The sequence below is a fragment of the Moraxella nonliquefaciens genome, from assembly GCF_001679005.1.
Lineage (GTDB): Bacteria > Pseudomonadota > Gammaproteobacteria > Pseudomonadales > Moraxellaceae > Moraxella > Moraxella nonliquefaciens.
Map to the genome: position 1 here is coordinate 18,959 of NZ_LXTW01000037.1, position 24,966 is coordinate 43,924.

27 protein-coding genes are annotated in these 24,966 nt (G+C 42.0%); 15 read left to right on the forward strand and 12 right to left on the reverse strand.

The genetic code is table 11. The features are described 5' to 3' along the window. Window positions 1-147: 147 nt before the first annotated feature. From A7456_RS10650 to A7456_RS10670, 5 genes are all read right to left on the reverse strand, one after another. Window positions 148-879 carry a single-stranded DNA-binding protein gene (locus tag A7456_RS10650; RefSeq protein ID WP_066885007.1) on the reverse strand — a complete coding sequence of 244 codons (732 nt, stop codon included), beginning with the start codon at window positions 877-879 and terminating at the stop codon, window positions 148-150. A 289-nt stretch (window positions 880-1,168) separates the two neighbouring features. Further along, complete coding sequence (locus A7456_RS10655; RefSeq protein ID WP_066885004.1) at window positions 1,169-1,495, reverse strand: H-NS histone family protein; 327 nt, start codon at window positions 1,493-1,495, stop codon at window positions 1,169-1,171. A 220-nt stretch (window positions 1,496-1,715) separates the two neighbouring features. Next, window positions 1,716-2,783 carry a 5'-nucleotidase gene (locus A7456_RS10660; RefSeq protein ID WP_067010525.1) on the reverse strand — a complete coding sequence of 356 codons (1,068 nt, stop codon included), beginning with the start codon at window positions 2,781-2,783 and terminating at the stop codon, window positions 1,716-1,718. A 119-nt stretch (window positions 2,784-2,902) separates the two neighbouring features. Further along, entirely contained in the window at window positions 2,903-3,325 is a 423-nt protein-coding gene (locus A7456_RS10665) for an MAPEG family protein (protein ID WP_066885001.1), read from the reverse strand. Next, the gene (locus A7456_RS10670; RefSeq protein WP_067010579.1) at window positions 3,322-3,741 is read right to left on the reverse strand and encodes an OsmC family protein; all 420 of its coding nucleotides are present in this window, start codon (window positions 3,739-3,741) and stop codon (window positions 3,322-3,324) included. Before A7456_RS10670 ends, A7456_RS10665 begins: the two co-directional genes overlap by 4 nt. A gap of 349 nt (window positions 3,742-4,090) precedes the next feature. Here A7456_RS10670 and A7456_RS10675 point away from each other — a divergent pair, with 349 nt between their 5' ends. Continuing rightward, window positions 4,091-4,582, forward strand: a complete 492-nt coding sequence (locus A7456_RS10675) for an RNA pyrophosphohydrolase (protein WP_066885175.1) — start codon at window positions 4,091-4,093, stop codon at window positions 4,580-4,582. A gap of 218 nt (window positions 4,583-4,800) precedes the next feature. Here the strand turns inward: A7456_RS10675 and trxA are convergent, their stop codons facing one another. Further along, complete coding sequence (gene trxA / locus A7456_RS10680; RefSeq protein WP_197940328.1) at window positions 4,801-5,127, reverse strand: thioredoxin; 327 nt, start codon at window positions 5,125-5,127, stop codon at window positions 4,801-4,803. 232 nt (window positions 5,128-5,359) lie between these two features. Here trxA and A7456_RS10685 point away from each other — a divergent pair, with 232 nt between their 5' ends. Next, entirely contained in the window at window positions 5,360-6,115 is a 756-nt protein-coding gene (locus A7456_RS10685; RefSeq protein ID WP_066892943.1) for an RluA family pseudouridine synthase, read from the forward strand. 28 nt (window positions 6,116-6,143) lie between these two features. Here A7456_RS10685 and rimI read toward each other — a convergent pair whose 3' ends face one another. Continuing rightward, window positions 6,144-6,611: a ribosomal protein S18-alanine N-acetyltransferase gene (rimI, locus tag A7456_RS10690; protein WP_067010528.1), complete on the reverse strand. Its 468-nt coding sequence runs from the start codon at window positions 6,609-6,611 to the stop codon at window positions 6,144-6,146. A gap of 80 nt (window positions 6,612-6,691) precedes the next feature. On the opposite strand from rimI, the gene rnr reads away from it, so the two are divergent. From rnr to A7456_RS10730, 8 genes are all read left to right on the forward strand, one after another. Further along, the gene (gene rnr / locus A7456_RS10695) at window positions 6,692-8,932 is read left to right on the forward strand and encodes a ribonuclease R (protein WP_067010531.1); all 2,241 of its coding nucleotides are present in this window, start codon (window positions 6,692-6,694) and stop codon (window positions 8,930-8,932) included. Between the two features lie 388 nt (window positions 8,933-9,320). Then, window positions 9,321-9,701 (forward strand): roadblock/LC7 domain-containing protein, encoded by a 381-nt coding sequence (locus A7456_RS10700; RefSeq protein ID WP_067010535.1) that lies wholly within the window; start codon window positions 9,321-9,323, stop codon window positions 9,699-9,701. Window positions 9,702-9,850: 149 nt separating this feature from the next. Continuing rightward, window positions 9,851-10,906, forward strand: coding sequence for a biotin synthase BioB (gene bioB / locus A7456_RS10705; protein WP_067010538.1), 1,056 nt, complete (start codon window positions 9,851-9,853; stop codon window positions 10,904-10,906). Window positions 10,907-11,050: 144 nt separating this feature from the next. Then, complete coding sequence (locus A7456_RS10710) at window positions 11,051-11,872, forward strand: substrate-binding periplasmic protein (protein WP_067010542.1); 822 nt, start codon at window positions 11,051-11,053, stop codon at window positions 11,870-11,872. Continuing rightward, window positions 11,862-12,308 (forward strand): protoporphyrinogen oxidase HemJ, encoded by a 447-nt coding sequence (hemJ, locus tag A7456_RS10715; protein ID WP_275436947.1) that lies wholly within the window; start codon window positions 11,862-11,864, stop codon window positions 12,306-12,308. Before A7456_RS10710 ends, hemJ begins: the two co-directional genes overlap by 11 nt. 68 nt (window positions 12,309-12,376) lie before the next feature. Next, window positions 12,377-13,258 carry a polysaccharide deacetylase family protein gene (locus A7456_RS10720; RefSeq protein ID WP_066884981.1) on the forward strand — a complete coding sequence of 294 codons (882 nt, stop codon included), beginning with the start codon at window positions 12,377-12,379 and terminating at the stop codon, window positions 13,256-13,258. Window positions 13,259-13,362: 104 nt separating this feature from the next. Beyond that, entirely contained in the window at window positions 13,363-13,659 is a 297-nt protein-coding gene (locus tag A7456_RS10725; protein ID WP_066884977.1) for a hypothetical protein, read from the forward strand. Next, entirely contained in the window at window positions 13,650-14,618 is a 969-nt protein-coding gene (locus A7456_RS10730) for a CobW family GTP-binding protein (protein ID WP_067010545.1), read from the forward strand. Before A7456_RS10725 ends, A7456_RS10730 begins: the two co-directional genes overlap by 10 nt. 235 nt (window positions 14,619-14,853) lie before the next feature. On the opposite strand, the gene A7456_RS10740 is transcribed toward A7456_RS10730, so the two are convergent. Together A7456_RS10740 and A7456_RS10745 are read right to left on the reverse strand one after the other, a co-directional pair. Then, on the reverse strand, window positions 14,854-15,360 hold the full coding sequence (locus A7456_RS10740) for a copper resistance protein NlpE (protein ID WP_227713279.1): 507 nt from the start codon (window positions 15,358-15,360) through the stop codon (window positions 14,854-14,856). A 223-nt stretch (window positions 15,361-15,583) separates the two neighbouring features. Then, a complete protein-coding gene (locus A7456_RS10745) occupies window positions 15,584-16,156 on the reverse strand; it encodes an NUDIX hydrolase (RefSeq protein ID WP_067010555.1) in 573 nt (190 codons plus the stop codon). 48 nt (window positions 16,157-16,204) lie between these two features. Here A7456_RS10745 and A7456_RS10750 point away from each other — a divergent pair, with 48 nt between their 5' ends. After that, window positions 16,205-16,939 carry an NUDIX hydrolase gene (locus A7456_RS10750; RefSeq protein WP_227713280.1) on the forward strand — a complete coding sequence of 245 codons (735 nt, stop codon included), beginning with the start codon at window positions 16,205-16,207 and terminating at the stop codon, window positions 16,937-16,939. Window positions 16,940-17,107: 168 nt separating this feature from the next. On the opposite strand, the gene rsfS is transcribed toward A7456_RS10750, so the two are convergent. From rsfS to A7456_RS10765, 3 genes are read right to left on the reverse strand one after another with little or no spacing between them, the layout of a single operon-like run. Continuing rightward, complete coding sequence (gene rsfS, locus A7456_RS10755; protein ID WP_067010561.1) at window positions 17,108-17,479, reverse strand: ribosome silencing factor; 372 nt, start codon at window positions 17,477-17,479, stop codon at window positions 17,108-17,110. A 30-nt stretch (window positions 17,480-17,509) separates the two neighbouring features. Then, window positions 17,510-18,151 (reverse strand): nicotinate (nicotinamide) nucleotide adenylyltransferase, encoded by a 642-nt coding sequence (gene nadD / locus A7456_RS10760; protein WP_067010564.1) that lies wholly within the window; start codon window positions 18,149-18,151, stop codon window positions 17,510-17,512. Beyond that, window positions 18,151-18,942: an NYN domain-containing protein gene (locus A7456_RS10765; protein WP_066884961.1), complete on the reverse strand. Its 792-nt coding sequence runs from the start codon at window positions 18,940-18,942 to the stop codon at window positions 18,151-18,153. Before A7456_RS10765 ends, nadD begins: the two co-directional genes overlap by 1 nt. 423 nt (window positions 18,943-19,365) lie before the next feature. Between A7456_RS10765 and A7456_RS10770 the strand changes: the two genes are divergently transcribed. The 4 genes from A7456_RS10770 to fusA all read left to right on the forward strand — a co-directional run bounded on the left by A7456_RS10770 (window position 19,366) and on the right by fusA (window position 24,841). Next, window positions 19,366-21,342 carry an EcsC family protein gene (locus A7456_RS10770; protein WP_067010567.1) on the forward strand — a complete coding sequence of 659 codons (1,977 nt, stop codon included), beginning with the start codon at window positions 19,366-19,368 and terminating at the stop codon, window positions 21,340-21,342. Between the two features lie 250 nt (window positions 21,343-21,592). Continuing rightward, window positions 21,593-21,967, forward strand: a complete 375-nt coding sequence (gene rpsL, locus A7456_RS10775; RefSeq protein ID WP_029102685.1) for a 30S ribosomal protein S12 — start codon at window positions 21,593-21,595, stop codon at window positions 21,965-21,967. A 151-nt stretch (window positions 21,968-22,118) separates the two neighbouring features. Further along, entirely contained in the window at window positions 22,119-22,592 is a 474-nt protein-coding gene (rpsG, locus tag A7456_RS10780) for a 30S ribosomal protein S7 (protein ID WP_067010570.1), read from the forward strand. Window positions 22,593-22,714: 122 nt separating this feature from the next. After that, complete coding sequence (gene fusA, locus A7456_RS10785; RefSeq protein ID WP_067010573.1) at window positions 22,715-24,841, forward strand: elongation factor G; 2,127 nt, start codon at window positions 22,715-22,717, stop codon at window positions 24,839-24,841. Window positions 24,842-24,966 lie beyond the last annotated feature (125 nt).

The following is a 24,966-nucleotide window of genomic DNA, read 5'->3' on the forward strand; positions in this document are numbered from 1 at the left end:
ATTTTTCCAAAAAGTTTACAGATGTAGTGATGATATTGTAACAAATTATGACCTAAAAAAGCAAAATTTTCAATCAAATTTATCATAGAATCTAAAAAATATAAAAACGGCGACCATGGTCACCGTTTTGTTATTAATGCGTATAGATTAAAAGGGCACATCATCATCTGCCACACCACTGATTGATGGCGGAGTTACTGCTTTTTGGGTGGTTTTATTGCTTATGTATGGATTGGTCTCATTTTGGCTGCTCTGATTGCTATTTTGATTCATGCTTTGGGCATGTTGGGGGTCTTGGTCAAAGCCTTGGTTGGGATTGTTATTTTGGTAGTTATTTTGATGATGTGGGGCATTTTTTCCAAAGCCATTTTGGGGTTGATTGTTAAAGCCATTTTGATAACCACCCTGATATTGTGCGTTGCCAACAAAGCCATTATTACCTTGATAACCGCTGTTTTGTTGGTGATTGTAGTCACCAACAAAATTGCGATTATTGTGGTTTTGCTTGCCCTGCCAATTACCACCATGCCCACCGCCATGGTTGTCACGTCTTTCAAGCATTTGCATTTGATTGGCTCGCACTTCGGTGCTATAACGCTCTATGCCTTGTGCATCGGTATATTTCCTAGTGTGTAGGCTACCTTCTATATATACAAGCATCCCTTTACGTAGATATTGGGCAGCAATCTCGCCCAAGCGATTAAATAGACTGATGCGGTGCCATTCGGTCTGTTCTTTTTGTTCGCCTGTGTTTTTGTCTATCCAACGTTCAGACGTTGCTACGTTAATGCTGGTCAAGCTGCCACCATTTTGAAATTGACGCACCTCTGGGTCTTGACCCAAATGACCGATGATAGTTACTTTGTTAATACTTGCCATGATAGTTACTCAATTTTTGATGTTTAAACTTTTGATGTTTAAAAATGATTGTTCGTTCAAATAAATTCGTCTTAAATAAACTGTTAAATTCACATATCTAGGGTTATTGTTTTGTACCAAATGGGCTTGTTTCTAATTGGTATGCCATCGCTGATATTCATGCGTTGGATTGCGATTGTTTGGTATCATCTGTGATGAAGACGATGAATTAAAATAAGTCAGAATAAGATATCCTGACTTATTGTATGATGCAGTCAAGGTGATAATCTCTTATCTTATTTTATCATCTTTATTTTACCGCATAGTCTTCTAATTTCCTACCTTGGGACAAAGCCTCTTCTAACCAACCTGGCTTACGACCACGACCTGCCCATACATTTTTTGGGTTTTGTGGGTCACGGTAAGCAATGGACGCCTCCTTATGAGCTTTTTTGCCAACTTTTAGAATCTCTTCAATGGTAGTGCCATTTTCTTTGGCAATTTGTTTAAATTGTAAGTAAGCATCTTTTAGACCTTGGGCTTGCTTTTGTTTGATTTTGGCTTGGGCATCTTTGGTAAGTGCTTCTAGCTGTTCTACGCTTAGGGTGTCAATGTTTACATTATTTACATTAGGCATGATATTTCCTCATTTGAAAGAACCGTGCTAACAATCAAGCTTAATCTATTGATGTTAATATATTAACATAATTATATTACACATGATTATTAGTGGCGACAGTTGGGACATCTTAGGTTTATTAAAAATAAATTTAAAATACCCCTATTTAAAAAGATAAAAACACTGATTTTTATCGCATGATTATATTAACATATTTTATTTTAAAACTTCAAATTATTTATTCATTTTTTTTGGAATTTTTTAAAAATTTTTTATCAGTTTTGATGAATTGGGCGTTATCCATGTTATCTATCACTGCTTTATCTGGACTGTGATATTTATTAAGTAAAGATGTGGAGTGATAAGGTACTAAGGCAGATGGTACAACAGATTTGGCGGCATCAATGTGTTTTATGGAATCATCAAAAAATATGTGTGGGGCAAATGTTTTTAAGACCCTTGTTTTTTCAATACCACCCAAAAAAAATGCCAAATCCACATCAACCCCCCATTCTCTTAGGGTCTTAATGGCACGCATGTCAGCAGGTGCATTACGAGCGGTTACAAGGGCGATGCGTATGGGATTGTGAGTGCTATCTAGGGCATCGTGGGGTAATTTCTTTTGTAGGGCAGAGAGTTTGATTAGAAAGTCAGCATAAGGGCCTTTGTCAATGGGCAGATCTACCATGCTCTCTTCACGATGATGAAAGGCTTGCAATCCTTCTTGTTTGAATACCAATTCGCCTGAATCATCAAATAGTACCGCATCTCCATCAAAGGCAATGCGAAGCTGTTCGGTGTCTGGTGCTGATATTTCCACAGGCGTGGCATCTAGCACCGCACAGGCACATAGGCGAGCATCGGTAACGGCTTGGGCATCATCTATGTTTGTCGTCAAAAACAAATCCACATCAAAATCATCAATATAATCCGCCACACTTGCCCCTGAGATAAAAGCTGAGCGAGTAATGCCCAATCCATGCGTGCGTATGGCATTTAGTACTTGTATGCCCAGACTTGGGGTGGATTTTGAGACGATGACGACTTCAACAAAGGGAGATTCGTCGTGATATTCTTTGGGGGGTTGGTATTTGTTTAGGTTTAATAAGGCCTTTATCAGTGGATAACCTGCCCCTTTTTGTAGTGGCTCTTTTTCAACCGATTGCATGTAGTTGCCAAATTTGATGAATGCTGTGGTTTTATCTTCTGCCAAAAAACGTTTTAACATCTCATCATGTTCTTTTAGGTCAAATAATGCCGTCGCTGAGATTGCCACGATGAGAGTATTTGAAAAATTAACCGCCATGAGAGATCCTGTTTTAAAGAGAGATGGGTTTAAAGAGAGATAGGCTTGATTTTAAAAAAGGTCATCCATCGTGGGATTGCCTAAATGTTGGGTGGACTCTTACAGACGCAATGTTTGTGTCAAAGAACTTTGATTGCAAAATAAAATAACTGCAAACAGCACATCAGTGATAAACCCCAAACCACAGAGCGAAATGTTGCCAAATTCATGGCATACGCCACGCCATAAATGATGCGTAACACAACATACAACCACGCCATGCCGTTGATGACATTTTGAGGGACAAAGCAGTACATGGCGATAAGCACCGCTCCAATAAAGATGGGCAGACTCTCAAAGCTGTTGGCTTGTACAGCGTTAAGACGAGATGATAACCCTTTGGTCTGTGCCAAAAATGCTCGTGGGTTTTGATTGTCTTTTTTAAGGTCAAATCCGCCAGTCATCTTTGCCAAAAACGCAAAGATAAATGGCAACACACAGGCACTCATGAGTGCCATAATCGCATGATGGGTATCTTTGGGAATGTATAAAATCCAGTTCATGATTGTGCTGTCGTTACTATCTTAAAGTCATGCGTGACATTTACCCCGCCGTCGGTAAGCATTTTTGATGCTGAACAGTACTTGTCTACTGATAATTCAATGGCTTTGGCAACTTGTGATTCTTTGATGTCTTCGCCGATGATGATAAAATGCAGATGAACGTTGGTAAATACCGCAGGCACACTGTCAGCACGCACCGCAGACACCTCACAGCGAACATCACTGATATTTTGGCGAGATTTTTTTAGAATGCTTACCACATCATAACTGGCACAACCACCCAGTCCCATCAAGATAAGCTCCATGGGTCTTGCCCCAAGCTGTTGGGCTGAGTCAATAACCACTTTATGCCCTGAGCCACTTACAGCCTCAAAATTAATTACTTCATTATTTAGCCATGTAATATTGGCATTCATATTGCTCATGGGATTACCTTTTTTGACAAAAATTTTGGGTGAATATGGTGATTTGTGTCCTTACACAATATATCTGTAATGTCTTTGGTATTGTATCACAAAATAACATGGGGGTAAATTTTGACAATCAACGGTTGGTTTAATTTTTGTGTATTGGGCAAGATGACAATGATGAATCGGTCAATACCTCCACAAATATGCTCAAAATCAGTACTTATTGCTACCGTTTATCATTTGCAACATTTTTAAGCAAAATAAAGTTACACTTTTTGGCAAAAATTTGGTTTAATAGATAACAATAATGTGCCAAAATTTTGGCGTTCTTTTACTGATTAAATTAAGGTTGGTCATGATTGATTCAGACGGCTTTCGGGCCAATGTCGGTATCATCTTGGCAAATACAGAAGGGCAAGTGCTTTGGACAAAACGTGTCGGACAAGACAGCTGGCAATTTCCACAAGGTGGGATTGACAAGGGCGAAACACCGCTTGATGCGATGTACCGTGAATTGTATGAAGAAGTGGGCTTGTGTCCGCATCACGTGGAGATGCTTGGGGTAACGCATGATTGGCTTCGTTATCGCCTGCCTAGGCGTTATGTGCGATTGGGACAAGAGCCGCTCTGTATTGGGCAAAAACAAAAATGGTTTTTGCTTCGCTTGGATGAAAAAAACACCGATTTTATTCGCTTTGATACCGCAACCCCTGAATTTGATGAATGGATTTGGGTGAGTTACTGGTATCCTCTAAGACAAATTGTGCCGTTTAAGCGTGGCGTGTATCAAAAGGCACTGTTAGAGCTTGCTGAGCGGCTGCCCTTAAAAAAGGGGTTGAGGCTTTGATGGGGTATCTTTGATGGGGTATATAGGAGGTGTCAAACGCATGTAAAAAGTAGGGCATCATGTAAAAAGTAGAACATGTTAAAGCAGACTGCCCTCACAGGCTTCATAAAAATTGATAAAAACAAGTCATGATTTTATGGCTTGTTTTTGTCTTAGCGATACATTAAAAACGAAAAACCTGCACAAGGCAGGATTTTCGTGTGTATCATGTGTTGGGATTATAGGTGTTTATTTAGCAGTTCAACAAACTCTGATTTGGGGCGACTGCCAACCACAGTATCCACTTTTTGACCATCTTTGAACACAAATAAAGTGGGAATGCTACGAATGCCAAAGCGTGCCGATGTCTCTGGGTTGTCGTCTACATTAACTTTGACGATTTGGAATTTATCGCTGTATTCTGCATCCAACTCTTCTAGGATGGGGGTAATGGCTTTACAAGGACCGCACCAAGCCGCCCAAAAATCTACCAAGACAGGCTTGTCAGCTTGTAGTACGTCTTTGTCAAAACTGGCATCGGTGGTGTTAATAATGCTCATGGATATTACCTTTTAAAAATGAGTGAATGCTCATATAATGGGAATGTTTTTATGGCTTTCAAGGGTGTTATGATAAGTTCTATCAATCTGTGAATTATGACAAATCAAATCATCAGTTATTCATCACAATCTTCAAAACTTTGTGTTATAATAAAAAATTTGTCAACAACCATCAATCATCAGTTCTTCATTAGCTAATCCAAATCTTAATTTAAATCATTAAAAACCACAAAAGACCATGACCTACCGCCACGACCGCCTATCTGACGATAAAATCGCCCTAATGAACACCCAAGAGTGTTGGCATGATGATGAATTTTTTAATGATTTTATCCGCTCCATCACCGTCTATGAAGATGATGACATTTGGGTGGGGGATAAGCCAGCAGGGCTACTTAGCGTGGATGGACGTACCTTAAAGGTTAGCCTACAATCACGACTGCTAAGGGTGTATCCAAACATCAAGCTCATTCATAGGCTTGATATGGACACATCGGGACTCATTATTTTTGCCAAGAACGAACACAGCCAAAGCCACATCGCCAAGCAGTTCATTGACCGCATGGTGAACAAGGAATATCAAGCAGTGGTATTTGGTACGATGGAGCAAGCGGATAAAAAAGGCGTGATTGATGTGCCTGTTCGCTATGAGCCAACCACCAAACCTCGTCATATCGTGGATATGAACCACAATAAGAGAGCCTTGACGCATTATAAGGTCATGCACCATGAGTTACGCACGGACAAGGCAGGCAAGGCTCACGCTGTTACTCGTCTGGCGTTGTATCCTGTTACAGGCAGAAGCCATCAGTTGCGTGTGCACTGCGTGCATGTCGGTCATGTCATGATAGGTGACCCAATTTATGCCGCCTTACCACAAAAAAGCACCGCCTTAGAACTTGCCCCACGCCTAAACTTGCACGCCCATAAACTTCGCCTAAAACACCCTGTGTATGGGGTTTGGCTAGATTGGGAGAGTGAAGTGCCGTTTTGATATTAACCCAACAAACAGTGCTACCATTTTACAAATCTTTTTGTAAAATCAGAGCATCCACCGTCTCAAATTCATCTTTATAGTAGCCTGCTCGCACATCTATTTGATAAAAGCCATGTCGCTCATATAGGCGTATGGCGGACGAGTTGTCGGCTCGCACTTCTAAGAGTATCCGCTGTACCGCTTTGTCCTTACCTAATTTGACAAAATCGGTCAGCAGACCACCGCCCACGCCCTGCTGTTGATAACGGCTGTCTGTGGCAATGCGTAAAATCTCTGCTGTCTCAAAGACAATTTGGTAAATACAATAACCCAATAATTTGTCATCGTCATCGCAACAGATGATGACCCCCGCTCCGAATTGACCCAGTAGCGAATGCACCGCCAAACCATCCCAAGCGTCATTAAACAACTCACACTCTATCCGTGCAATGCTGGACAAATGCCCCGATGATTGGAGGGTGCTGGGCGTGGTAAAATTTAGAAAAACTGTCATAAAGTTACATGATTTGGTATTTAAATATGTTATGATAACTCAATAATTGACATATCACCAAATTTTAGTAGAGAATATACATGAAAAAAAAACCAACGTGGAATGACCCTAACGCTCACGATGAAGCCAACAAATACCAAAATCCCATCCCCTCTCGCCTGCTTATCTTACAAACCGTTGCCCAAATGAACAATGATAACAAACCTGCCACGGCGGAGAGTTTGGGGTTATTTTTTGAGATTTTGGGGGATGATGACCGCTTTTTTGCTCTAAACAACCGCCTAAAAGCCATGCTAAGAGACAATCAATTAGAACGCACAGATGGCATTCATTTTAGTATCGCTCCCTTACCTACTACCGTAACGGGCAAGATTTCATCCAATGCCAAGGGCTTTGGTTTTGTTGTGCTAGATGACATGCCTGACCTGTTTGTCCATGAAAAACAAATGCGTGTGGTCTTTGACGGCGACACGGTAGAAGCTGCTGCCACTGAATTTAAAGGCAAACCTGAGGCTCGCATCCAAAACGTCCTGCATCGTGCCAGCACTGAATTTGTGGGGGTGCTTGATAGGGACGATGACGGCTATTTTGTCCAATTATCAGGGGTGAATGCTCATCAGCCCATTACTCTAAGTGATGATGATGTGTCTTATCATGGGGTAAACGTGGGCGACAGCGTGAAAGTTGCCATCATTGACATGCCCACTTATCAAGAGTACGCCACAGGTAAGATTGATGAGATTTTAACCAACTTAAACGACCGTGAACTTATCATTGAGACCACCCTCTTAAACCACGCCATACCGCATGAGTTTAGCAAAGCCACCCTAGAACAAGCCGACAGCTATGGCGAGCCAACCGAGACAGACTTTAAAGGGCGTGTGGATTTGAAAGATTTGCCACTTATCACGATAGACGGCGAAGATGCACGTGATTTTGATGATGCAGTCTATGCTTGCAAACGCTCTGGCGGTAACTATCGTGTTGTGGTTGCCATCGCTGATGTCAGCCATTATGTAACCCCTCAATCTCCCCTTGATGTGGATGCTTATGAACGTGGTACGAGTGTGTATTTTCCTCATCGTGTTATCCCCATGCTCCCAGAGGTCTTATCCAATGGCTTGTGTTCGCTAAACCCAAAAGTGGACAGATTGTGTATGGTTGCTGATATTAAGCTGTCTCGGGCAGGCAAGATAACAGGCTATGAGTTTTACCCTGCACTCATGCACTCACAAGCACGACTCACCTATAATCAGGTAAATGCCTATTTTGACGACCCCACCAATGAAACCCTACCTGATGATTTGGTCAATAATCCTGACGTATGCAAATCAGTGGATACCTTGTATCAGTTATATCAAATTCTTGACAAAAGACGACAAGAGCGTGGTGCGATGGCGTTTGATACCGCCGAAAGCTATATTGTCTTTGGTGAAGATGGCGACATCAAAGACATCAAAAAACGCACACGTGGTGATGCCCATAAGCTCATCGAAGAGATGATGCTCCTTGCCAATACTTGTGGGGCAAATTTTGCCTTAGAACATAAATTACCCGTCTTGTATCGCAATCACGATAAACCCTCCGATGAAAAATCCGCCAAGTTGTCTGAATACGTTAAGTCCTTTGGGCTGTCTTTTCCAAGCCAGTCGCCCACTCATGCCGATTATCAACGCATCATCGGGGCAACAAAAGGACGAGCGGACACCCAAAGCATTCACTCCATGCTCCTGCGTTCTATGATGCAAGCGAATTACAGCCCTGATAATATCGGACATTTTGGTTTGGCGTATGATGAATACAGCCATTTTACCAGCCCCATTCGCCGTTATCCTGACCTCATGCTCCACCGAGCCATTAAGGATAAAGTAACCAATACCAAATCTAAACCCACAATTTACAAAACGCTAGATGAGGCAGGCGAGCAAACATCCACCACTGAACGCCGTGCCGAAGAGGCATCTCGTCATGTAGAAACATGGCTAAAATGCCACTATATGCAAAGACATTTGGGCGATGAATTTGTGGGAACGATTACCACCGTAACGGGTTTTGGCTTGTTTGTTACGCTCAATGACTTGTTCATTGATGGACTCATTCACATCTCAAACCTATCTGCCCAGTACTACGAGTACAACGAGCGTGAACAAGCCCTAATAGGTGATAAAGGCTCAACCTTTAAATTGGGTGAGGAGCTTAACGTCAAAGTGGCAGGGGTTAATATGGATTTATTGCAGATAGATTTTGCGTTGGTTGAGAAAGTGGGTGATGAGAAGATGGCAAAACCTACTAAGAGAAAAATGAGTGGCAAAAAAAGATAATTTGTCTTATCAAAGTAAAAGACAGATAATTCACCTTTATTGGTCAAACGATGAAATAAAATAAAGCCAAAAATGAGATAAAATTTTTGTATTTTTAGTCATCATGTTTTTATCATTTAGAAAATATTAATAAACATTGACGAATTTTAATTCATATTTATCAATAACTTATATCATGATAAATTCATTAAAATTTTTATGGATTTCTCCAAAAATGACTTGCATTTGAACGTATGGGGTGTATAATGACAAGACTTGATATTAATTAATTTAATAAACGATGATAATTTTTATAATTTGTTTTTTTAATTAGTTTATCTTGTCTATTATCTATCGCATTGGTTTTTGTGTGTCAGAACACAAATGTGCAAAATGGGGGAGCTAAACCATGCTAGACATTACTCAATTTAACAACATCCTAGATGAATTACATGCCAACTCTGCTGAAATTGAAGCCTCAGCCATCATCACCGACGATGGCATGATGATGGCATCACATCTGCCTGTGGCGGTCAACGAAGAACGCATCAGTGCCATGAGTGCTGCCTTACTGTCAGTCAGTGAACGCATGATTGAGACGCTACTTGGCAACAAAAGTGAACGTGTGATTGTGCAAAGTAAAGCAGGCTATGTCATCGTCAGTGCCACGGCCAAGAACTTACTATTGACTGTCATGGCATGCCCAAGTGCCAAACTGGGTATGGTCTTTCATGACATCAACAAAACATCGCAAAGCGTGCAAGAGCTACTAAACGGTCAAATGGCATAGGCAGTACCACACAATCAAAAGACGGCAGATAATGCCGTCTTTTTTGACCATGTCATTTATAAAACCACAAAAAACTTTACAATCATTCACTTATTTTTTAAAATAATCATTTATTCACCGATTAGGTCATCATTGATTGGGGAGAAATCATGTTGCCAGCCAAGCCAATCACTCGTCAGGACATCGCTCATCTGTTTGATTTACCGCTCATGGATTTGCTCATGCACGCCCAAAGTGTTCATCGCAGGCATTTTAATGCCAACGAGGTACAAATCAGCACGCTACTATCCATCAAAACAGGTAACTGTCCTGAGGATTGTGGCTACTGTTCACAGTCAGGACATCATCGTGATAAAACAGGACTGGTCGCCGAAAAACGCCTTGAAATCCAAAAGGTTCTGGCATCAGCCAAGCGTGCCAAAATGTCAGGCTCATCTCGCTTTTGTATGGGGGCGGCGTGGAAACACCCATCAGCCAAGGATATGCCTTACCTTGTGGAGCTTATCCGTGAGGTCAAAGCGTTAGGCTTGGAGACGTGCATGACGCTCGGCATGCTAAAACCTGACCAAGCCCAGACACTGGCAGAGGCGGGACTTGATTATTATAATCACAACCTTGATACATCTCGTAATTATTATGGTCAAGTAAGTAGCACCCGTTCATATGATGACCGTTTAGAAACCTTAGAATATGTGCGTAATGCAGGCATTAATGTATGCAGCGGCTCAATTGTGGGCATGGGAGAGAGTCGTGATGATAGGATAGACTGGATACATGAGCTGACCGCCATGCCCATACCGCCCCAGTCCATTCCTGTGAACTTACTCGTCCCCATCAAAGGCACACCACTGGGCGATAAGGTGCTACAAGAGGGTAGATTGTCCGTCATTGAATGGATACGTACGATTGCGGTAACTCGCATTTGTTGTCCAACAAGCTACGTACGCCTGTCAGCGGGACGTGAGAGTCTTACCGATGGCGAACAGGCATTGGCATTTATGGCAGGGGCAAATTCGTTTTTTTATGGTGATAAGCTTTTGACCACAACCAATCAATCGCAAGCTAATGATGATAGACTCATGGCGATGCTTGGGCTTATCGCTCAAAAACCTACCCCCAAACCCAAAATCATCAATGCCATGACAGGCAGGGCAGAGTGTGATGAATGTGATGATTTGCCACAGGATTGTCCGTCATTGGTATAACGGCAGTAGAGTGAGGGCATGGATTTGATAATAAATAAAAATTTATTATTTTTGTAATTACAATAAAAAACAATTATTATCGTGCAAAATTCTTAAAGGTTTGTTAAAATACGTGTCCACATCTATCAGCACCTTGGATTTACCATGAAAAAAATAACACTTTCTTTTGTCTTATGTGCAGGATTATTTGGATGCACGGACAAACCCACCGAAACGCCTGTCTCAACAGAAAGTCAGCCCACAACCACCAGCGAACAAATACCGAGCAATCTACCCAGTGATGCGCCCGTGGTCAGAGTTGTTACATCGGGCGTTTTACCACCTTTGACTTTTTTAGATGAAAAAGGCACTTTAACTGGTATAGATGTGGATATCATACATGCCATTGGTGAAAACCAAGGCTTTAAGGTGGAATTACACAAAGAGGTGTTTGTTGATATGTTGCCAGGCTTAGAATCAGGCAAATATCAAGCGGTGATTAGCGGTCTGTCCCCATCTCCTGAACGCATTGCCAAATTTAATCCTACCAATGCTTACTTACAAAACCCATCTGTCATCATGCACCAACCTAATCTTACAGTGACAGACGTTGCAAGCCTAAAACCCTTGCGTGTGGCGACCATGAAAGACACCACACAAGAGAAGATGATTAATGAACTTGCTCCTGCTTCACACGAAGCGGTAGAAACTGTCTTTCAGCTATATCAAGGATTGATTCAACAAAAGTATGATGCTGTATTACAAGACAAATATTTTTTAGAACACATTGCCGCCAATTATCCTGACTATCAGATGAACGTGGTAGAATATGACAAGACCCCTAATGCAGCCGATATTGTCATCTATACCCAAAAAGGCGACCAAGAATTATTAGATAAGATTAACGCAGGCATTGATAACCTACAACAGTCAGGTGAGATTGACAGAATCATCTCAAAGTATCTGACTGTACCTACTGCCAACTAAGCCAATTGCCGTGTTTTTATACATCAAAGCCCTACACATCATCGCCATGGTGTGTTGGTTTGCAGGGATTTTTTATTTGCCACGGCTGTTTGTTTATCATGCCATGAGTGAAGATAAAATCAGCCAAGAGCGATTTGCCATCATGGAACGTAAGCTCTATCGTGGCATCATGAATCCATCCATGATGGTAACATGGTTGTTAGGGCTGTCAATGGTTGTCATGAATTGGCAGGTCTATAAAACCCAAGGTTGGTTACATGCCAAAATCACGCTTGTTATTTTACTTACCGTGTATCACATTGCTTGTGGTCGTTTTCGTATTCGTCTTATTGACAACCCCAAGCTAAAAACGCATGTCTACTGGCGGTGGTTTAATGAAATTCCTGTATTTATTCTGATTGCGGTGGTGATTTTGGTGGTGGTTAAGCCGTTTTAAAGCGTTGCAGGTAGATATGTCCCACAAATTTTAATTACAAGATGGTCTGTATTTTCTAAGGAGCTGTTATGGCAAAACAAATCTTTGTGTCCATTGGCGTTGATGTTGATGCGGTGGCAGGTTGGCTTGGTTCGTATGGCGGTGAAGACTCGCCAGATGACATCTCTCGTGGGCTGTTTGCTGGTGAAGTGGGTACGCCACGCTTGCTTGATTTGTTTGACAAAGAGGGTTTGACGACCTCATGGTTCATCCCTGGTCATTCGGTAGAAACCTTCCCCAAACAAATGCAAATGGTTGCTGATGCAGGGCATGAGATTGGCATTCATGGATACAGCCACGAAAATCCCATTGCCATGACTTATGAGCAGGAGCAGGCGGTACTAGATAAGTCCTTTGCCTTGATTAGCGAACTGTCTGGTAAAGCCCCAACAGGTTATGTTGCACCGTGGTGGGAGTTTAGCCCTGTTACCAATGAACTTTTGCTTGAAAAAGGCATCAAATACGACCACAGTCTCATGCACAATGACTTTACACCTTATTATGTGCGTGTGGGCGACAGTTGGACAAAGATTGATTACAGTCAGCACCCCGATACATGGATGAAACCGTTGGTACGTGGACAAGAGACGGATTTGATTGAGATTCCTGCCAACTGGTATTTGGATGATTTGCCCCCAATGATGTTCATCAAAAAATCACCAAACTCACATGGCTTTGTCAACCCACGCCATCTAGAACAAATGTGGCAAGACCAGTTTGACTGGGTGTATCGTGAGATGGATTATGCTGTTTTCCCCATCACCATCCATCCTGATGTGTCGGGGCGTCCGCAAGTACTGCTCATGCTTGAACGCTTGATTAAGCATTTTAAAGCTCATGAAGGTGTCAAATTCGTAACGATGAACCAAATCGCCGATGACTTTGCCAAACGTTGCCCTCGTCAAAAATAACGATTTAAATAGTGTCGCCTAAGGCATCTTGTTAGGTGTAAGCTTAATAAGACGCACTTAGGGCATCTGCCTTGATGATATGATAGCATAGTGAGAATGTCTCCATGTGTGGATTGTGTGGTCTTATTGAAGAACAAAGTGACTGGACAGCAAGTTTATCTGATTTGCCCTCTCGCCAAGAGCGTTATCGCAGACTTAAACTCATCAATGCCCTTGTCAAATCTCATCGCATACAAATCTTTGATGTTCATGGTGTGAATTATTTGGTACAAACCCCAACAGGTAAGCAAGCCATAGCAAATGGATTGGGTGAGCTGTGGGGACAAATTCATACACTAACAGGCAGACCCATTGATGTACTAGATGGGCACTTTTTGCATGCTTTGGAAGCATGCCCGTGAACAAAATTCCCATACATATTGTTACAGGATTTTTGGGCAGTGGCAAAACCACCTTTATCCAGCAAATCCTAAAAAACGACCAAAATGCCAAAACTTTGGTGCTTATCAATGAATTTGGTGAAGTGGGGTTGGATGATTTGTTGGTCAAACCCATCAATGACAATACCTATCTGCTCTCATCAGGGTGTATGTGCTGTACTGTGCTTACTGACCTAAAAGATACTTTGTTGTCCACACTTGATTTAAACAAAGATACCCTTGTCTTTGATAAAATACTCATCGAGACCACAGGACTTGCCAATCCTGCATCCATCTTATCCACCCTAACCCAAGATATGCACCTAAAAGGGCGATTCGTCCTACATGGCATGACTGCCATCATTGATGCTCAACACGCCCGCATCCAAGCAACCACCGCCCCAGAATGGTTGCCACAAGTCATCGCCTGCCAGCAGTATGTGCTATCAAAGACCGATTTGTGCCAGACAAATGACATGATTTACCTCCAAACGCTCATAAATGAGGTTAATCCTGATGCCATCGAAGTGCATGTGGATGATTTTATTAACATGCAGGCTTTATTTACCAAGACCTTTGATGTTTTGCCCAAATCCACATTTTTTCTAAAAAGCGAACAGGACATCCATGCCAAAACCCAAAGTCTGCTCCTAAGTTTTGATAAGCCCATTGATTGGCTTGCTTTTGGATTATGGCTTAGCCTGCTGTTGGACCAATATGGTGAGCATGTTCTACGCCTAAAAGGGGTGCTACACTTACAAGGTATTGACAAGCCCATACTTCTACAAGGCGTTCAGCATTGCCTGTATCCACCAGAGCATCTGCCCACACCCATGTGGTATGATGACATCTCTCGGCTTGTCATGATAGTACGTGGGCTTAATGTGGCTGACATTGAGCGTTCAGCAAAGACAGTATTAAGCCATCTTCGTAAAGTATGATTCATGCAATTTTACCAAACCAACCTTATTTTTTAGCCCATCAAACATGTCATCCTTAAAAAGGCAACAATGACAAATTAGCGATAAACCAAAACAGTGTTTCAAAAACAAAAACGCCCCAATTAGGGCGATATTTGTTGATGTTTTTTGGATTTCACCCATCTGTTGCAAAAATTACCAAAACCATGAGCAATGGGCAGACAAACAAGATGCGATTAAATGCTAAATCGCTAAATCAAGACACTAAATTTAAGGTATGAGTCGGAGCAGGTTCTTCACCATTTTCTACATCACGAAATTCTATGGTGTCTTTATCCATATAAATCAAATAAGGAGGTATGTCAGATTGACCCTCTGGATGTAGCAATACATATCTGTTATCCAAACCATTGATGTCATAAGTTCCTTTGGTTGTTATTTGACCATCAGGCTTATCTAGGTATTCTTGTTCCATCACAAATGTGCCATCAGCATTTAGCGTCAAATTGGTCTGAATGCCTGGACAATCAGCACAAGGCAACATGCCAGAATAAGCAGATTGAGGCAACACACCCACACCATCGGCGACAGTTACCTCAGGTTGTTGGCTTTCATCAATTGTAGGCTGTTCAACGGTTTGAGTGCTGACCTCTTCTTGGACGGTACTGCTTTGAGTTGCACTGTTGTCTGCGTTGTTACAAGCGGTCAGTGACAATATTGCCAACATGGTAATTGCGATGGATGACTTTGCTTTCATATTCATATCAAAAATCTCTTAAAAATTTAGGGTATGCCCCCTTTCGCTTTAACACAATATGACGCAATTTGTATTTTAAAAAGCAAAAGGGTAGCAATTCCCTGAATATGATAACATAAAATTGTTATCTTAACAATAAAATTGTCTCAACCGATAGCCAAATCATCGGTTTAACAGTTGTCAAATTTGTCATTAGCACCACTTAGGCTGTGCGGTATGTTTTATGACGTTAAAACTGTTGATTGGGTATACAAATTTCATGCAAGGGATAATTACCAAAATCATCGCTGTCCTTGCCCAGTCTTTGTAGTGCTACTTTATCCGTTACATAATATTCAATGGTTTGTTTGACTGTCTCAAATGCTAGGTTTTTCATGTCTATCTCATCGGGGTAGAACAGTCCACATTCTAAGCTTTCTATGCCCACACCAAATTTACCATCTTGTAGGTTGGCAAGATACATGGCATGAATTTGTCCCCATTGCGGTACATCAAATAGGGTGTATAATTTTAAATCAACCGCCACGCCATCGGCCTCTTCTGCTGTTTCACGTTTTGCCCCATCCGCCATGGTTTCACCGTTTTCCATAAAACCAGCAGGCAGTGTCCATAGCCCATAACGTGGCTCTATGGCACGTCGGCACAGTAAAATTTTGCCTTGATGAATGGCAAGCACCCCACAAATCATCTTGGGGTTCTCATAATGAATATAAGCACACGATGTACATACCAAACGTTGGCGAGTGTCGCCGTTTGGTATGGCATGCGTAGCGGGCTGACCGCATTGTAAACAAAAGGGCATGATGGTATGATAAGCCAAATATCATAAGTTTAAATGAAAATAACCAAAATGACAAATAATTTTATTGATAAACAAACGGTCAATGTGTCAACATCGCATCGTTTTTATGCGTTATCGCAGGCTTTGGGTGCTTATTGTGGGGCGGATATTTTATCCTTTATTGACAATAACGAGCTTTTGACAGCACTGATACGCAAGCAAGCGATAAAGCGATATGAGGTGCTGTTAGCTTCAAACCCTTTACCACAGGCATGTGTGCTTTTAGTTATTACAGACGAACCAAAACCCAAACTCCTACTGACAAGGCGGTCAAATCATCTTAGTAGCCATGCAGGGGAGGTGTCGCTTGTTGGTGGTAAGCGTGATAAGACAGATAAGAGTTCGGCTGATGTCGCCTTACGTGAAGCATGTGAGGAGGTGGGGCTAAATGAGACAGATGCTGATATTTTGGGATATTTGCCCATGCAAATATCCCAAAAGGGCTTGCTTGTCCGTCCTGTGATGGCGAGCATCTCTTCTGATGTGATGGATACGCTCATGCCAAACGGTGATGAGATTGCACGACTGTTTTGGCTACCACTTGATGTGCTATACACCAAGCCTGTGGATTTTGTTTTTGACAGACCAAGTAACAGCATCGCCAAGCTACACACCCCTGCATGGGTCTATGATTGTGATGGCAGCATGCCTGAGATTGTGTGGGGATTGACAGGGCGGATATTGGCAAGCCTGATGGAAGTTGGCTTTGGGGTAAGTCATGAATGGTATTATAGTGTGCGATAACATAGATTAGTATGGATTAACATGGATTTGTTGTATCAAAAATCCATCATCTTATCTTAATCATGCCCAAATTATCTTACTCATGCCCAAACGCCTCAAAAATCAGACAGATGACCAACTTTTGGGGTAATCTAAGATGAACTTTATGCCTTTTATGTTATGTTTTTATTATGCCTTTTGCATGGTCAATGTTTGCAAGGCTTCTGGCGATGACCACAGCCCTTCTAAATCATAGAACTCACGAGCCTGTGGGGTCATGATATGCACCACGATACGCCCCAAATCCACAAGCGTCCAGTCGCTGTCTTTATCACCTTCACGCCCCAGTGGCATAAGTCCTGCTTCTTTGGCAACTGCTCCTAGTTTATCAGCAAGTGCTTTGACATGACGTTTTGAGGTAGCGTTGGCGATAATGATACGTTCGGCAATCTCGGTTAAGTGTTCAACCGTCATCACGGTAATTTCTTGAGCTTTTAGGTCGTCCAAGGCGATGGTTACGAGCCTGATTTGTTCATCTAAGGATAAGTTGTGTGTGGTCATGATTGCTTAAAATTAATATTTAACCATCTATTATAGCACAGTTTTATAAAGTTGGTGGTTTTTAATGTAATCAAAAATCGGCTCTGGCAAATGGGGTGGCTGTTTGGCGTCTGTGATGGCTTGCCTGATTTGGGTGGATGATATGGCAGGCACAGGCGATTTGTCATAAAAGATGGCTTTATCTTTTAAAAAGTCATCAAAATCATCCGTCATCCTTGCCAGAACATTCAAAGCGATGTCATCATTGCCTTTGCCTTTTCTAGCAAATGCCCAAATTTTGATGTGTGTTAAAATCTTTTCATAATTTTTCCACATATGTAAATTTGCCAAACTGTCGCCACCCATGACAAAAATACGCTCATCTGTGGGATAACGTTGTGCTAGGGTCTGTACTGTATCTATGGTGTAAATAGGCGGTATTTGGTGGATTTCTGTTGTGTCAATGCTTATATTAATGCTTTGATTTTGAAGCAAATCACAAGCCAGAGACAGCATATTTAGGCGGTGGTCGGAGTTGGTAGGCATGCTTTTAAAAGGGTTGCCTGCGGTGGGCAAAAAAGAGATGACATAGGGCAAATCCAAAGATGATAAACGTTGGTGTACAAGGCATATCATGCCCAAATGCCCATCATGCACAGGGTCAAAACTGCCCCCCAAAAACACTCGTTTCATCAAATGGTCAACTCAGCATCGGCAAGCAGATTGCTGCCACGGTTACGCACAAATACCACTTTGTGATTATTATCATTAGGATAACGTTCGGTCAGCTCAAAGTAGCGAGGATATGCTTTTAAAAAATCGCTAAATTTATCATAATGGAACAGACGAGCATCAAAATCAGGTTCAACTTTTAAAATGTAGTTTTTGACAGGGGCTATGTTTGCCCAACCATGTTCATCCGCCATGGTGGCGATGGCATTTTTGACCAAAGCGATTGCCACATCCATCGGTTTGAACTGATTGTCTTTGGAAAACAGCATGTCAGCTGAATCATAAAAATCCACATCGCTGTTTTTGTTTTGTTCTTCAAAGATTTCCAGATAGGTAAAGCGGTCGCAGGCCTGCATGAATGGTTTGGGCGTGTGCTGTTTGCCAAAGCCATATACCATTAGCCCCTGTTCACGGATACGTTGGGCTAGACGTGTATAATCACTGTCAGATGATATCAGACAAAACCCATCAAAACGCTCAGTATAAAGCAAATCCATGGCATCAATAATCAGGCTTGAATCAGTGGCATTTTTGCCTGAGGTGTAGGCGAATTGTTGCATGGGTTGAATGGAATGGGGTAATAATACACTTTTCCAACTGGCAAGCTGTGGCTTTGTCCAGTCGCCATAAGCACGACGAACCGAGGCTCTCCCAAGCGTGGCAATCTCATTCATGAGTGCTTCAAGATGGCTTGTGGATGCGTTATCAGCATCAATTAAGACCGCCAAGCGTGCTTCGGTGGATGACAACATGACAAAAATACAAAAAGGCAAATGAAATTAAGGTGTGTTGAACTTTTGAACTTTTGTATTTGCATGTATTTGTAATGAAAAATGTTCGTTCATGTGTTCATGCAAATTTTAAAAATTAAAAAAAATTTAACGCATCCCCATTATAAGATAAAATCTACCAATCACCTATCGTTTTTATTGTTTATTTACAAAAATGATGGGTTAGCTTAGGTTGGTGTAAGGTTGGTAGGCACTTGAAGCGAAGTTGTTGGTAAAGTGTGGTAGCGATGGGTGAGGAACTTTACATTTTGTAGCGTTGCTTTACAATTTAGCACAGTAATTTTTTGATAATTTGTTATGATATTCTATATATTGTATTTTATTTTGATATTTTTCAATCTCAACAATGCCCCAATTTTGACTTTTAATTTTAAAGGAGTACTCATGGCAAATTCAAACAAAACATCAAACAAATCAAAAACCACTACCAGCGTTATAGATGATTATGTTGATCAAAGTAACAGCACTCAAAAAGCACTTGATGACATGGAAGTGGTGGCGGATAATATTGACATTGCCAATACGTCTGTTTCTGATGTGGCAGTGGTAAAACTGCCATCGGATACAGAGTCAGATACAGATAATGACGAACAATCCCAGAGTTTTAACAAATTTGATGATAAAAATTTAAATAAAGGCTTGGATACTAAGGTTGCCCAAAAGTTTGATAAAATCAGCGATGATACAAGCTCAAATGATGACAGTGATGACAGTGATGACAGTAAAGATAGTAAAATAGATGACATCAAAGAAACTGCCCAAGACGTCAAAGAAACTGCTTGGGACAAGATTGATGAACTCACCAAAAGCATTGGTTCGGCGGTAGGCTTTGATGACAAAGATGACGATGCCAACACCCAAACCGCCCAACAAGTTGCCAAAGAGACTGCCCAAGACGCCAAAGAAACTGCCCAAGACGTCAAAGAAACTGCACAACAGGTTGCCCAAGACGTCAAAGAAACTGCTTGGGACAAGATTGATGAACTCACCAAAAGCATTGGTTCGGTGGTAGGCTTTGATGACAAAGATGACGATACCAACACCCCAACCGCCCAACAAGTTGCCAAAGAAACTGCCCAAGACGTCAAAGAAACTGCCCAACAAGTTGCCCAAGACGTCAAAGAAACTGCTTGGGACAAGATTGATGAACTCACTAAAAGCATTGGTTCGGTGGTAGGCTTTGATGACAAAGATGACGATACCAACACCCCAACCGCCCAACAAGTTGCCAAAGAGACTGCCCAAAATAAGATTGATGAACTTGCCAAACAGCTCGGTGCGGTGGTGAATACCGATGAGCCAGATGATTTGGATGTCTCTGATGGTGATGGTTTGAATGATGACAAAGAAGATAAAGATGATAAAAAAGATGGTCAAAAGAAGGTAGATAATCAAGTTGATGCCAAACAAAATCACTCTACAACCAATCCCTCTGATTATTATGATGTCGGTGGCATTGGTGGACTGCTTACCAAGGTAGGTGCTTATTTAGGGCGTAATTATCAAGATAAGAACTACCAAGGCGTGGATTTGCATGACAGCACCACAACCAAACATCCTTTTTATATCCAAAATTCAACACTTGGGGGGAGTTTTGTCAAATCCATCTTTGGTAAAAAAGTTACGGTGGCCCATCATTTGGCAGATAAATTCATCTCTGATGATAAGTTAAATGCCATCTCACAGAGCGTGTACGAGAAAATCGCTGAATTGGCTCGTGCATGGGCACTTAGAACTTTACCTGTTGATCCAAAAACACTCAGCTCCACTCAAAAAGATGAACTGGCTCAAAGCCTTGCCAATCAAAATCGAGCATTGGCAACCGCTGGCGGTGTAACGGGCTTTTTTGGACTGACAGGAGTGGTCATGGATACAGCGTGGCTGCTGCTTGTAGCACTGCGGACAGTGTATCAGCTGTCAGCGGTTTATGGTGTGCCATTGACGAAAAAAGAAGGGATTAAGATGGCATACAGCGTGCTGTCAGGGGCGGATTTAGATAAAATGCAAGAAAAGCAAATCATTCTCACAGCACTTGCTCTTGCCAAAAAAACACTGGTTTATGCAGGCGAGAATGGCTTAAAAGAAGAGCTGATTAAGTTAAGCTCATCCAACATCAACATCGATGACTTTGATGGACTGCTAAAATTCACTCATTTGGATAAATTGGTTGAAAAATATGGCATAGACATCAATGGGCTAAACACCCATTGGTCACATCGTTTGGTTGCTGTTTCGGCGGTTGGTGTGGCAGCACATTATAATCATAGGTTGATTGATGAAATCATTGGCACTGCCATGGCAACCTTTAAAGCAGATGAGATGCTAAGTGTTGAATATCAAGGCGATGAAAGCGGTGAGTGATGGTTTTGTATTATTAATATTAATATTAATATTAATATTAATATAAAGCAGTCTGGGCAGGCAAAACTCGGTTTTAAATTGAGTTTTGCCTTTGTTTCAATCTTTGTTGTTTTAAATATCTTGATTTTTTTGAATAAAACCATTATAATGCCAAATCCCATTTGGGATGATTGTGTTTTTTGTGTAAATTTGTTTAAAATTCAATCAAATTTGCCAAGAACAAATTTTTAATTAACGGGAGATATTGCCTATGGCAACCACAAACCAACTTATCCGTAAGGGTCGTAAGACCATTACTGAAAAGTCAAAAGTACCTGCACTACAAGCTTGCCCACAACGTCGTGGCGTTTGTACTCGTGTATACACTACTACCCCCAAAAAGCCAAACTCAGCCATGCGTAAAGTATGCCGTGTCCGTTTAACCTCTGGCTATGAAGTTTCTAGCTATATTGGCGGTGAAGGTCATAACCTACAAGAGCATAGTGTTGTGCTTATTCGTGGTGGTCGTGTAAAAGATTTGCCAGGTGTGCGTTATCACACTGTTCGTGGTGCACTTGATTGTGCAGGTGTTAAAGACCGTAAACAAGGTCGTTCTAAATATGGTGCTAAACGTCCTAAGGCGTAATTAGCTCATTCACCCAAATTTACCTGTGCATGGTTTGTGATGATGTGTGTTAATCTATCCCATGCTCGCAATCATGCAGTAAGGCTGGCTAAATGCTTGATTTGTTTTAAGATGATATGCCAGATTTACCCTGAAGACATAAGGAACTATTATGCCAAGACGTCGTGTCGTTGCTGCCCGTGAAATTCTACCAGACCCTAAGTTTGGCAGCCAAACCATCGCCAAATTCATCAATCATGTGATGGTTGATGGTAAAAAATCAGTCGCTGAAAAAATCGTTTATGGTGCGTTAGAGAGCGTTGCTGCCAAACGTAAGATCGAAGACCCAGTGACTTTCTTTGAAGAAGTGCTAGAAAGTGTTCGCCCAACGGTAGAAGTTAAAGCTCGCCGTGTTGGTGGTGCTACCTACCAAGTGCCTATGGAAGTTCGTCCCTCCCGTCGTACTGCCCTAGCCATGCGTTGGTTGGCTGATGCTGCCGCTAAGCGTTCTGAAAAGTCTATGGCTCTACGCTTAGCAGGTGAGCTAAATGACGCCGCTGAAGGTAAAGGTGCTGCCATCAAAAAACGTGATGATGTTCACCGTATGGCTGATGCTAACAAAGCATTCTCACACTTTCGCTTCTAATTTTATTAAGAGCATATTTGGTTTGCCAAATAATATCAGTCGTTTGTCATGGTCAGGTTATGATTGTATTTTAGTCATGGCAAACCGACGTTCAATTACTCGCAATTTTTCTAGGAAAAATTATGGCACGTAAAACCCCCTTAAATAGATACCGTAATATCGGTATTTCTGCTCACATTGATGCAGGTAAAACCACGACCTCAGAGCGTATTTTGTTCTATACAGGTAAAAGCCACAAAATTGGTGAAGTGCATGAAGGTGCTGCTACCATGGACTGGATGGAGCAAGAGCAAGAGCGTGGCATCACCATCACCTCTGCTGCGACCACGTGTTTTTGGTCAGGCATGTCTGAGCAATTTCCAGAACACCGTATCAACCTAATTGACACCCCCGGTCACGTTGACTTTACCATTGAAGTTGAGCGTTCTATGCGTGTACTTGACGGTGCGTGTATGGTGTATTGTGCAGTTGGTGGTGTACAGCCTCAGTCAGAGACTGTATGGCGTCAAGCCAACAAATACAAAGTTCCTCGTCTTGCTTTCGTCAATAAAATGGACAGAACAGGCGCTAACTTTTTCCGTGTGGTTGAACAAGTTAAAACTCGCCTAGGTGGTAACCCCATACCTGTGGTTATACCAATTGGTGCAGAAGATAACTTTGAAGGTGTTGTTGACCTACTTGAAATGAAATCCATTATTTGGGATGTGGCATCTCAGGGCATGAAGTTTGAGTATGGCGAGATTCCTGCTGATTTAGTGGACGTCGCTGAGGAGTGGCGTAATAACATGATTGAAGCAGCTGCTGAGTCATCAGAAGAATTAATGGATAAGTACCTAGAAGAGGGCGACTTGTCTCGTGAGGATATCATAGCAGGTCTTCGTGCTCGTACACTGGCATGTGAAATCCAGCCGATGCTTTGTGGTACTGCCTTTAAAAACAAGGGTGTACAGCGTATGCTTGATGCGGTCATTGAGTTTTTGCCCGCCCCAACTGACGTTGAAGCCATCAAAGGCATCCTAGATGACAAAGACGAAACCGAAGGCAGTCGTGAGTCTTCTGACGATGCGCCATTTGCCGCTTTGGCATTTAAAATCATGAACGATAAGTATGTAGGTAATTTGACTTTCGTGCGTGTTTACTCAGGTGTAGCAAAACAAGGTGACAGCGTTTATAACCCTGTTAAGATGAAACGTGAACGCATCGGTCGTATCGTTGAGATGCATGCCAACAGCCAGAATGAAGTTGAAGAGGTTCGTGCAGGCGATATCGTGGCATTGGTGGGCTTAAAAGACGTAACCACAGGTGATACCTTGTGTGACAATGATAACATCATTACCTTGGAGCGTATGGAGTTTCCAGACCCAGTCATCAGCCTAGCGGTTGAGCCAAAAACCAAAGCCGACCAAGAAAAAATGTCTACTGCCCTAGGTCGTCTTGCCAAAGAAGACCCATCATTTCGTGTACGTACAGATGAAGAGAGTGGTCAAACCATCATCTCTGGTATGGGTGAATTGCACCTTGACATCATCGTTGACCGTATGAAACGTGAATTTGGTGTTGAGGCAAATATCGGTGCCCCACAGGTTGCCTATCGTGAAACCATCCGCCAAACTGTTGAAGTTGAAGGTAAGTTTGTCCGTCAAACAGGTGGTCGTGGTAAGTTCGGTCATGTTTGGTTGCGTCTTGAACCACTTGATCCAGAAGGTGATGTGGAATATGAATTCACCGAAGAGATTGTAGGTGGTGTGGTGCCAAAAGAATACCACGGTGCGGTAGATAAAGGCATCCAAGAGCGTATGAAAAACGGCGTTTTGGCAGGTTATCCAGTTGTCAACGTTAAAGCAACCTTGTATGATGGTTCTTATCATGATGTTGACTCCGATGAGCTGTCGTTTAAAATGGCGGGTTCTATCGCATTTAAAAAGGGTTTCATGCAAGCATCACCTGCACTGCTTGAACCCATCATGAAAGTGGAAGTTGAGACCCCAGAAGACTACATGGGCGATATCATGGGTGACCTAAATCGCCGTCGTGGTGTGGTTCAGGGTATGGACGATTTGCCTGGTGGTACCAAAGCCATCCGTGCAGAAGTGCCACTTGCTGAAATGTTCGGTTATGCCACGCAAATGCGTTCTATGTCTCAAGGTCGTGCAACTTACTCTATGCAATTTGCAAAATACCAAGAAACACCCAAAAATGTGGCTGATGAAATCATCAAAAAATTCACTGCCAAAGATGATGATGAATAATCATAATCATCTTATTTAGATCCGTTTTGGTTTGTCCGTGAGTGACAGACCAAAACCAACATTTATTTAACCTTGTGCTGTTGCACCCATTAAAAGGATAAACATCATGGCCAAAGCCAAATTTG

Coding starts and splice junctions, on each gene's coding strand:
- A7456_RS10745 (WP_067010555.1), bottom strand. CDS start 16,156: ATGCCCTTTTGTTTACAATGCGGTCAGCCCGCTACGCATGCCATACCA.
- A7456_RS10740 (WP_227713279.1), bottom strand. CDS start 15,360: ATGAATATGAAAGCAAAGTCATCCATCGCAATTACCATGTTGGCAATA.
- bioB (WP_067010538.1), top strand. CDS start 9,851: ATGTTGCCAGCCAAGCCAATCACTCGTCAGGACATCGCTCATCTGTTT.
- A7456_RS10765 (WP_066884961.1), bottom strand. CDS start 18,942: ATGTTGTCATCCACCGAAGCACGCTTGGCGGTCTTAATTGATGCTGAT.
- A7456_RS10655 (WP_066885004.1), bottom strand. CDS start 1,495: ATGCCTAATGTAAATAATGTAAACATTGACACCCTAAGCGTAGAACAG.
- A7456_RS10660 (WP_067010525.1), bottom strand. CDS start 2,783: ATGGCGGTTAATTTTTCAAATACTCTCATCGTGGCAATCTCAGCGACG.
- A7456_RS10650 (WP_066885007.1), bottom strand. CDS start 879: ATGGCAAGTATTAACAAAGTAACTATCATCGGTCATTTGGGTCAAGAC.
- A7456_RS10700 (WP_067010535.1), top strand. CDS start 9,321: ATGCTAGACATTACTCAATTTAACAACATCCTAGATGAATTACATGCC.
- nadD (WP_067010564.1), bottom strand. CDS start 18,151: ATGAAACGAGTGTTTTTGGGGGGCAGTTTTGACCCTGTGCATGATGGG.
- A7456_RS10675 (WP_066885175.1), top strand. CDS start 4,091: ATGATTGATTCAGACGGCTTTCGGGCCAATGTCGGTATCATCTTGGCA.
- A7456_RS10685 (WP_066892943.1), top strand. CDS start 5,360: ATGACCTACCGCCACGACCGCCTATCTGACGATAAAATCGCCCTAATG.
- rnr (WP_067010531.1), top strand. CDS start 6,692: ATGAAAAAAAAACCAACGTGGAATGACCCTAACGCTCACGATGAAGCC.
- A7456_RS10720 (WP_066884981.1), top strand. CDS start 12,377: ATGGCAAAACAAATCTTTGTGTCCATTGGCGTTGATGTTGATGCGGTG.
- rpsG (WP_067010570.1), top strand. CDS start 22,119: ATGCCAAGACGTCGTGTCGTTGCTGCCCGTGAAATTCTACCAGACCCT.
- fusA (WP_067010573.1), top strand. CDS start 22,715: ATGGCACGTAAAACCCCCTTAAATAGATACCGTAATATCGGTATTTCT.
- A7456_RS10750 (WP_227713280.1), top strand. CDS start 16,205: ATGACAAATAATTTTATTGATAAACAAACGGTCAATGTGTCAACATCG.
- rpsL (WP_029102685.1), top strand. CDS start 21,593: ATGGCAACCACAAACCAACTTATCCGTAAGGGTCGTAAGACCATTACT.
- A7456_RS10665 (WP_066885001.1), bottom strand. CDS start 3,325: ATGAACTGGATTTTATACATTCCCAAAGATACCCATCATGCGATTATG.
- A7456_RS10770 (WP_067010567.1), top strand. CDS start 19,366: ATGGCAAATTCAAACAAAACATCAAACAAATCAAAAACCACTACCAGC.
- A7456_RS10670 (WP_067010579.1), bottom strand. CDS start 3,741: ATGAATGCCAATATTACATGGCTAAATAATGAAGTAATTAATTTTGAG.
- A7456_RS10730 (WP_067010545.1), top strand. CDS start 13,650: ATGCCCGTGAACAAAATTCCCATACATATTGTTACAGGATTTTTGGGC.
- rsfS (WP_067010561.1), bottom strand. CDS start 17,479: ATGACCACACACAACTTATCCTTAGATGAACAAATCAGGCTCGTAACC.
- A7456_RS10725 (WP_066884977.1), top strand. CDS start 13,363: ATGTGTGGATTGTGTGGTCTTATTGAAGAACAAAGTGACTGGACAGCA.
- rimI (WP_067010528.1), bottom strand. CDS start 6,611: ATGACAGTTTTTCTAAATTTTACCACGCCCAGCACCCTCCAATCATCG.
- A7456_RS10710 (WP_067010542.1), top strand. CDS start 11,051: ATGAAAAAAATAACACTTTCTTTTGTCTTATGTGCAGGATTATTTGGA.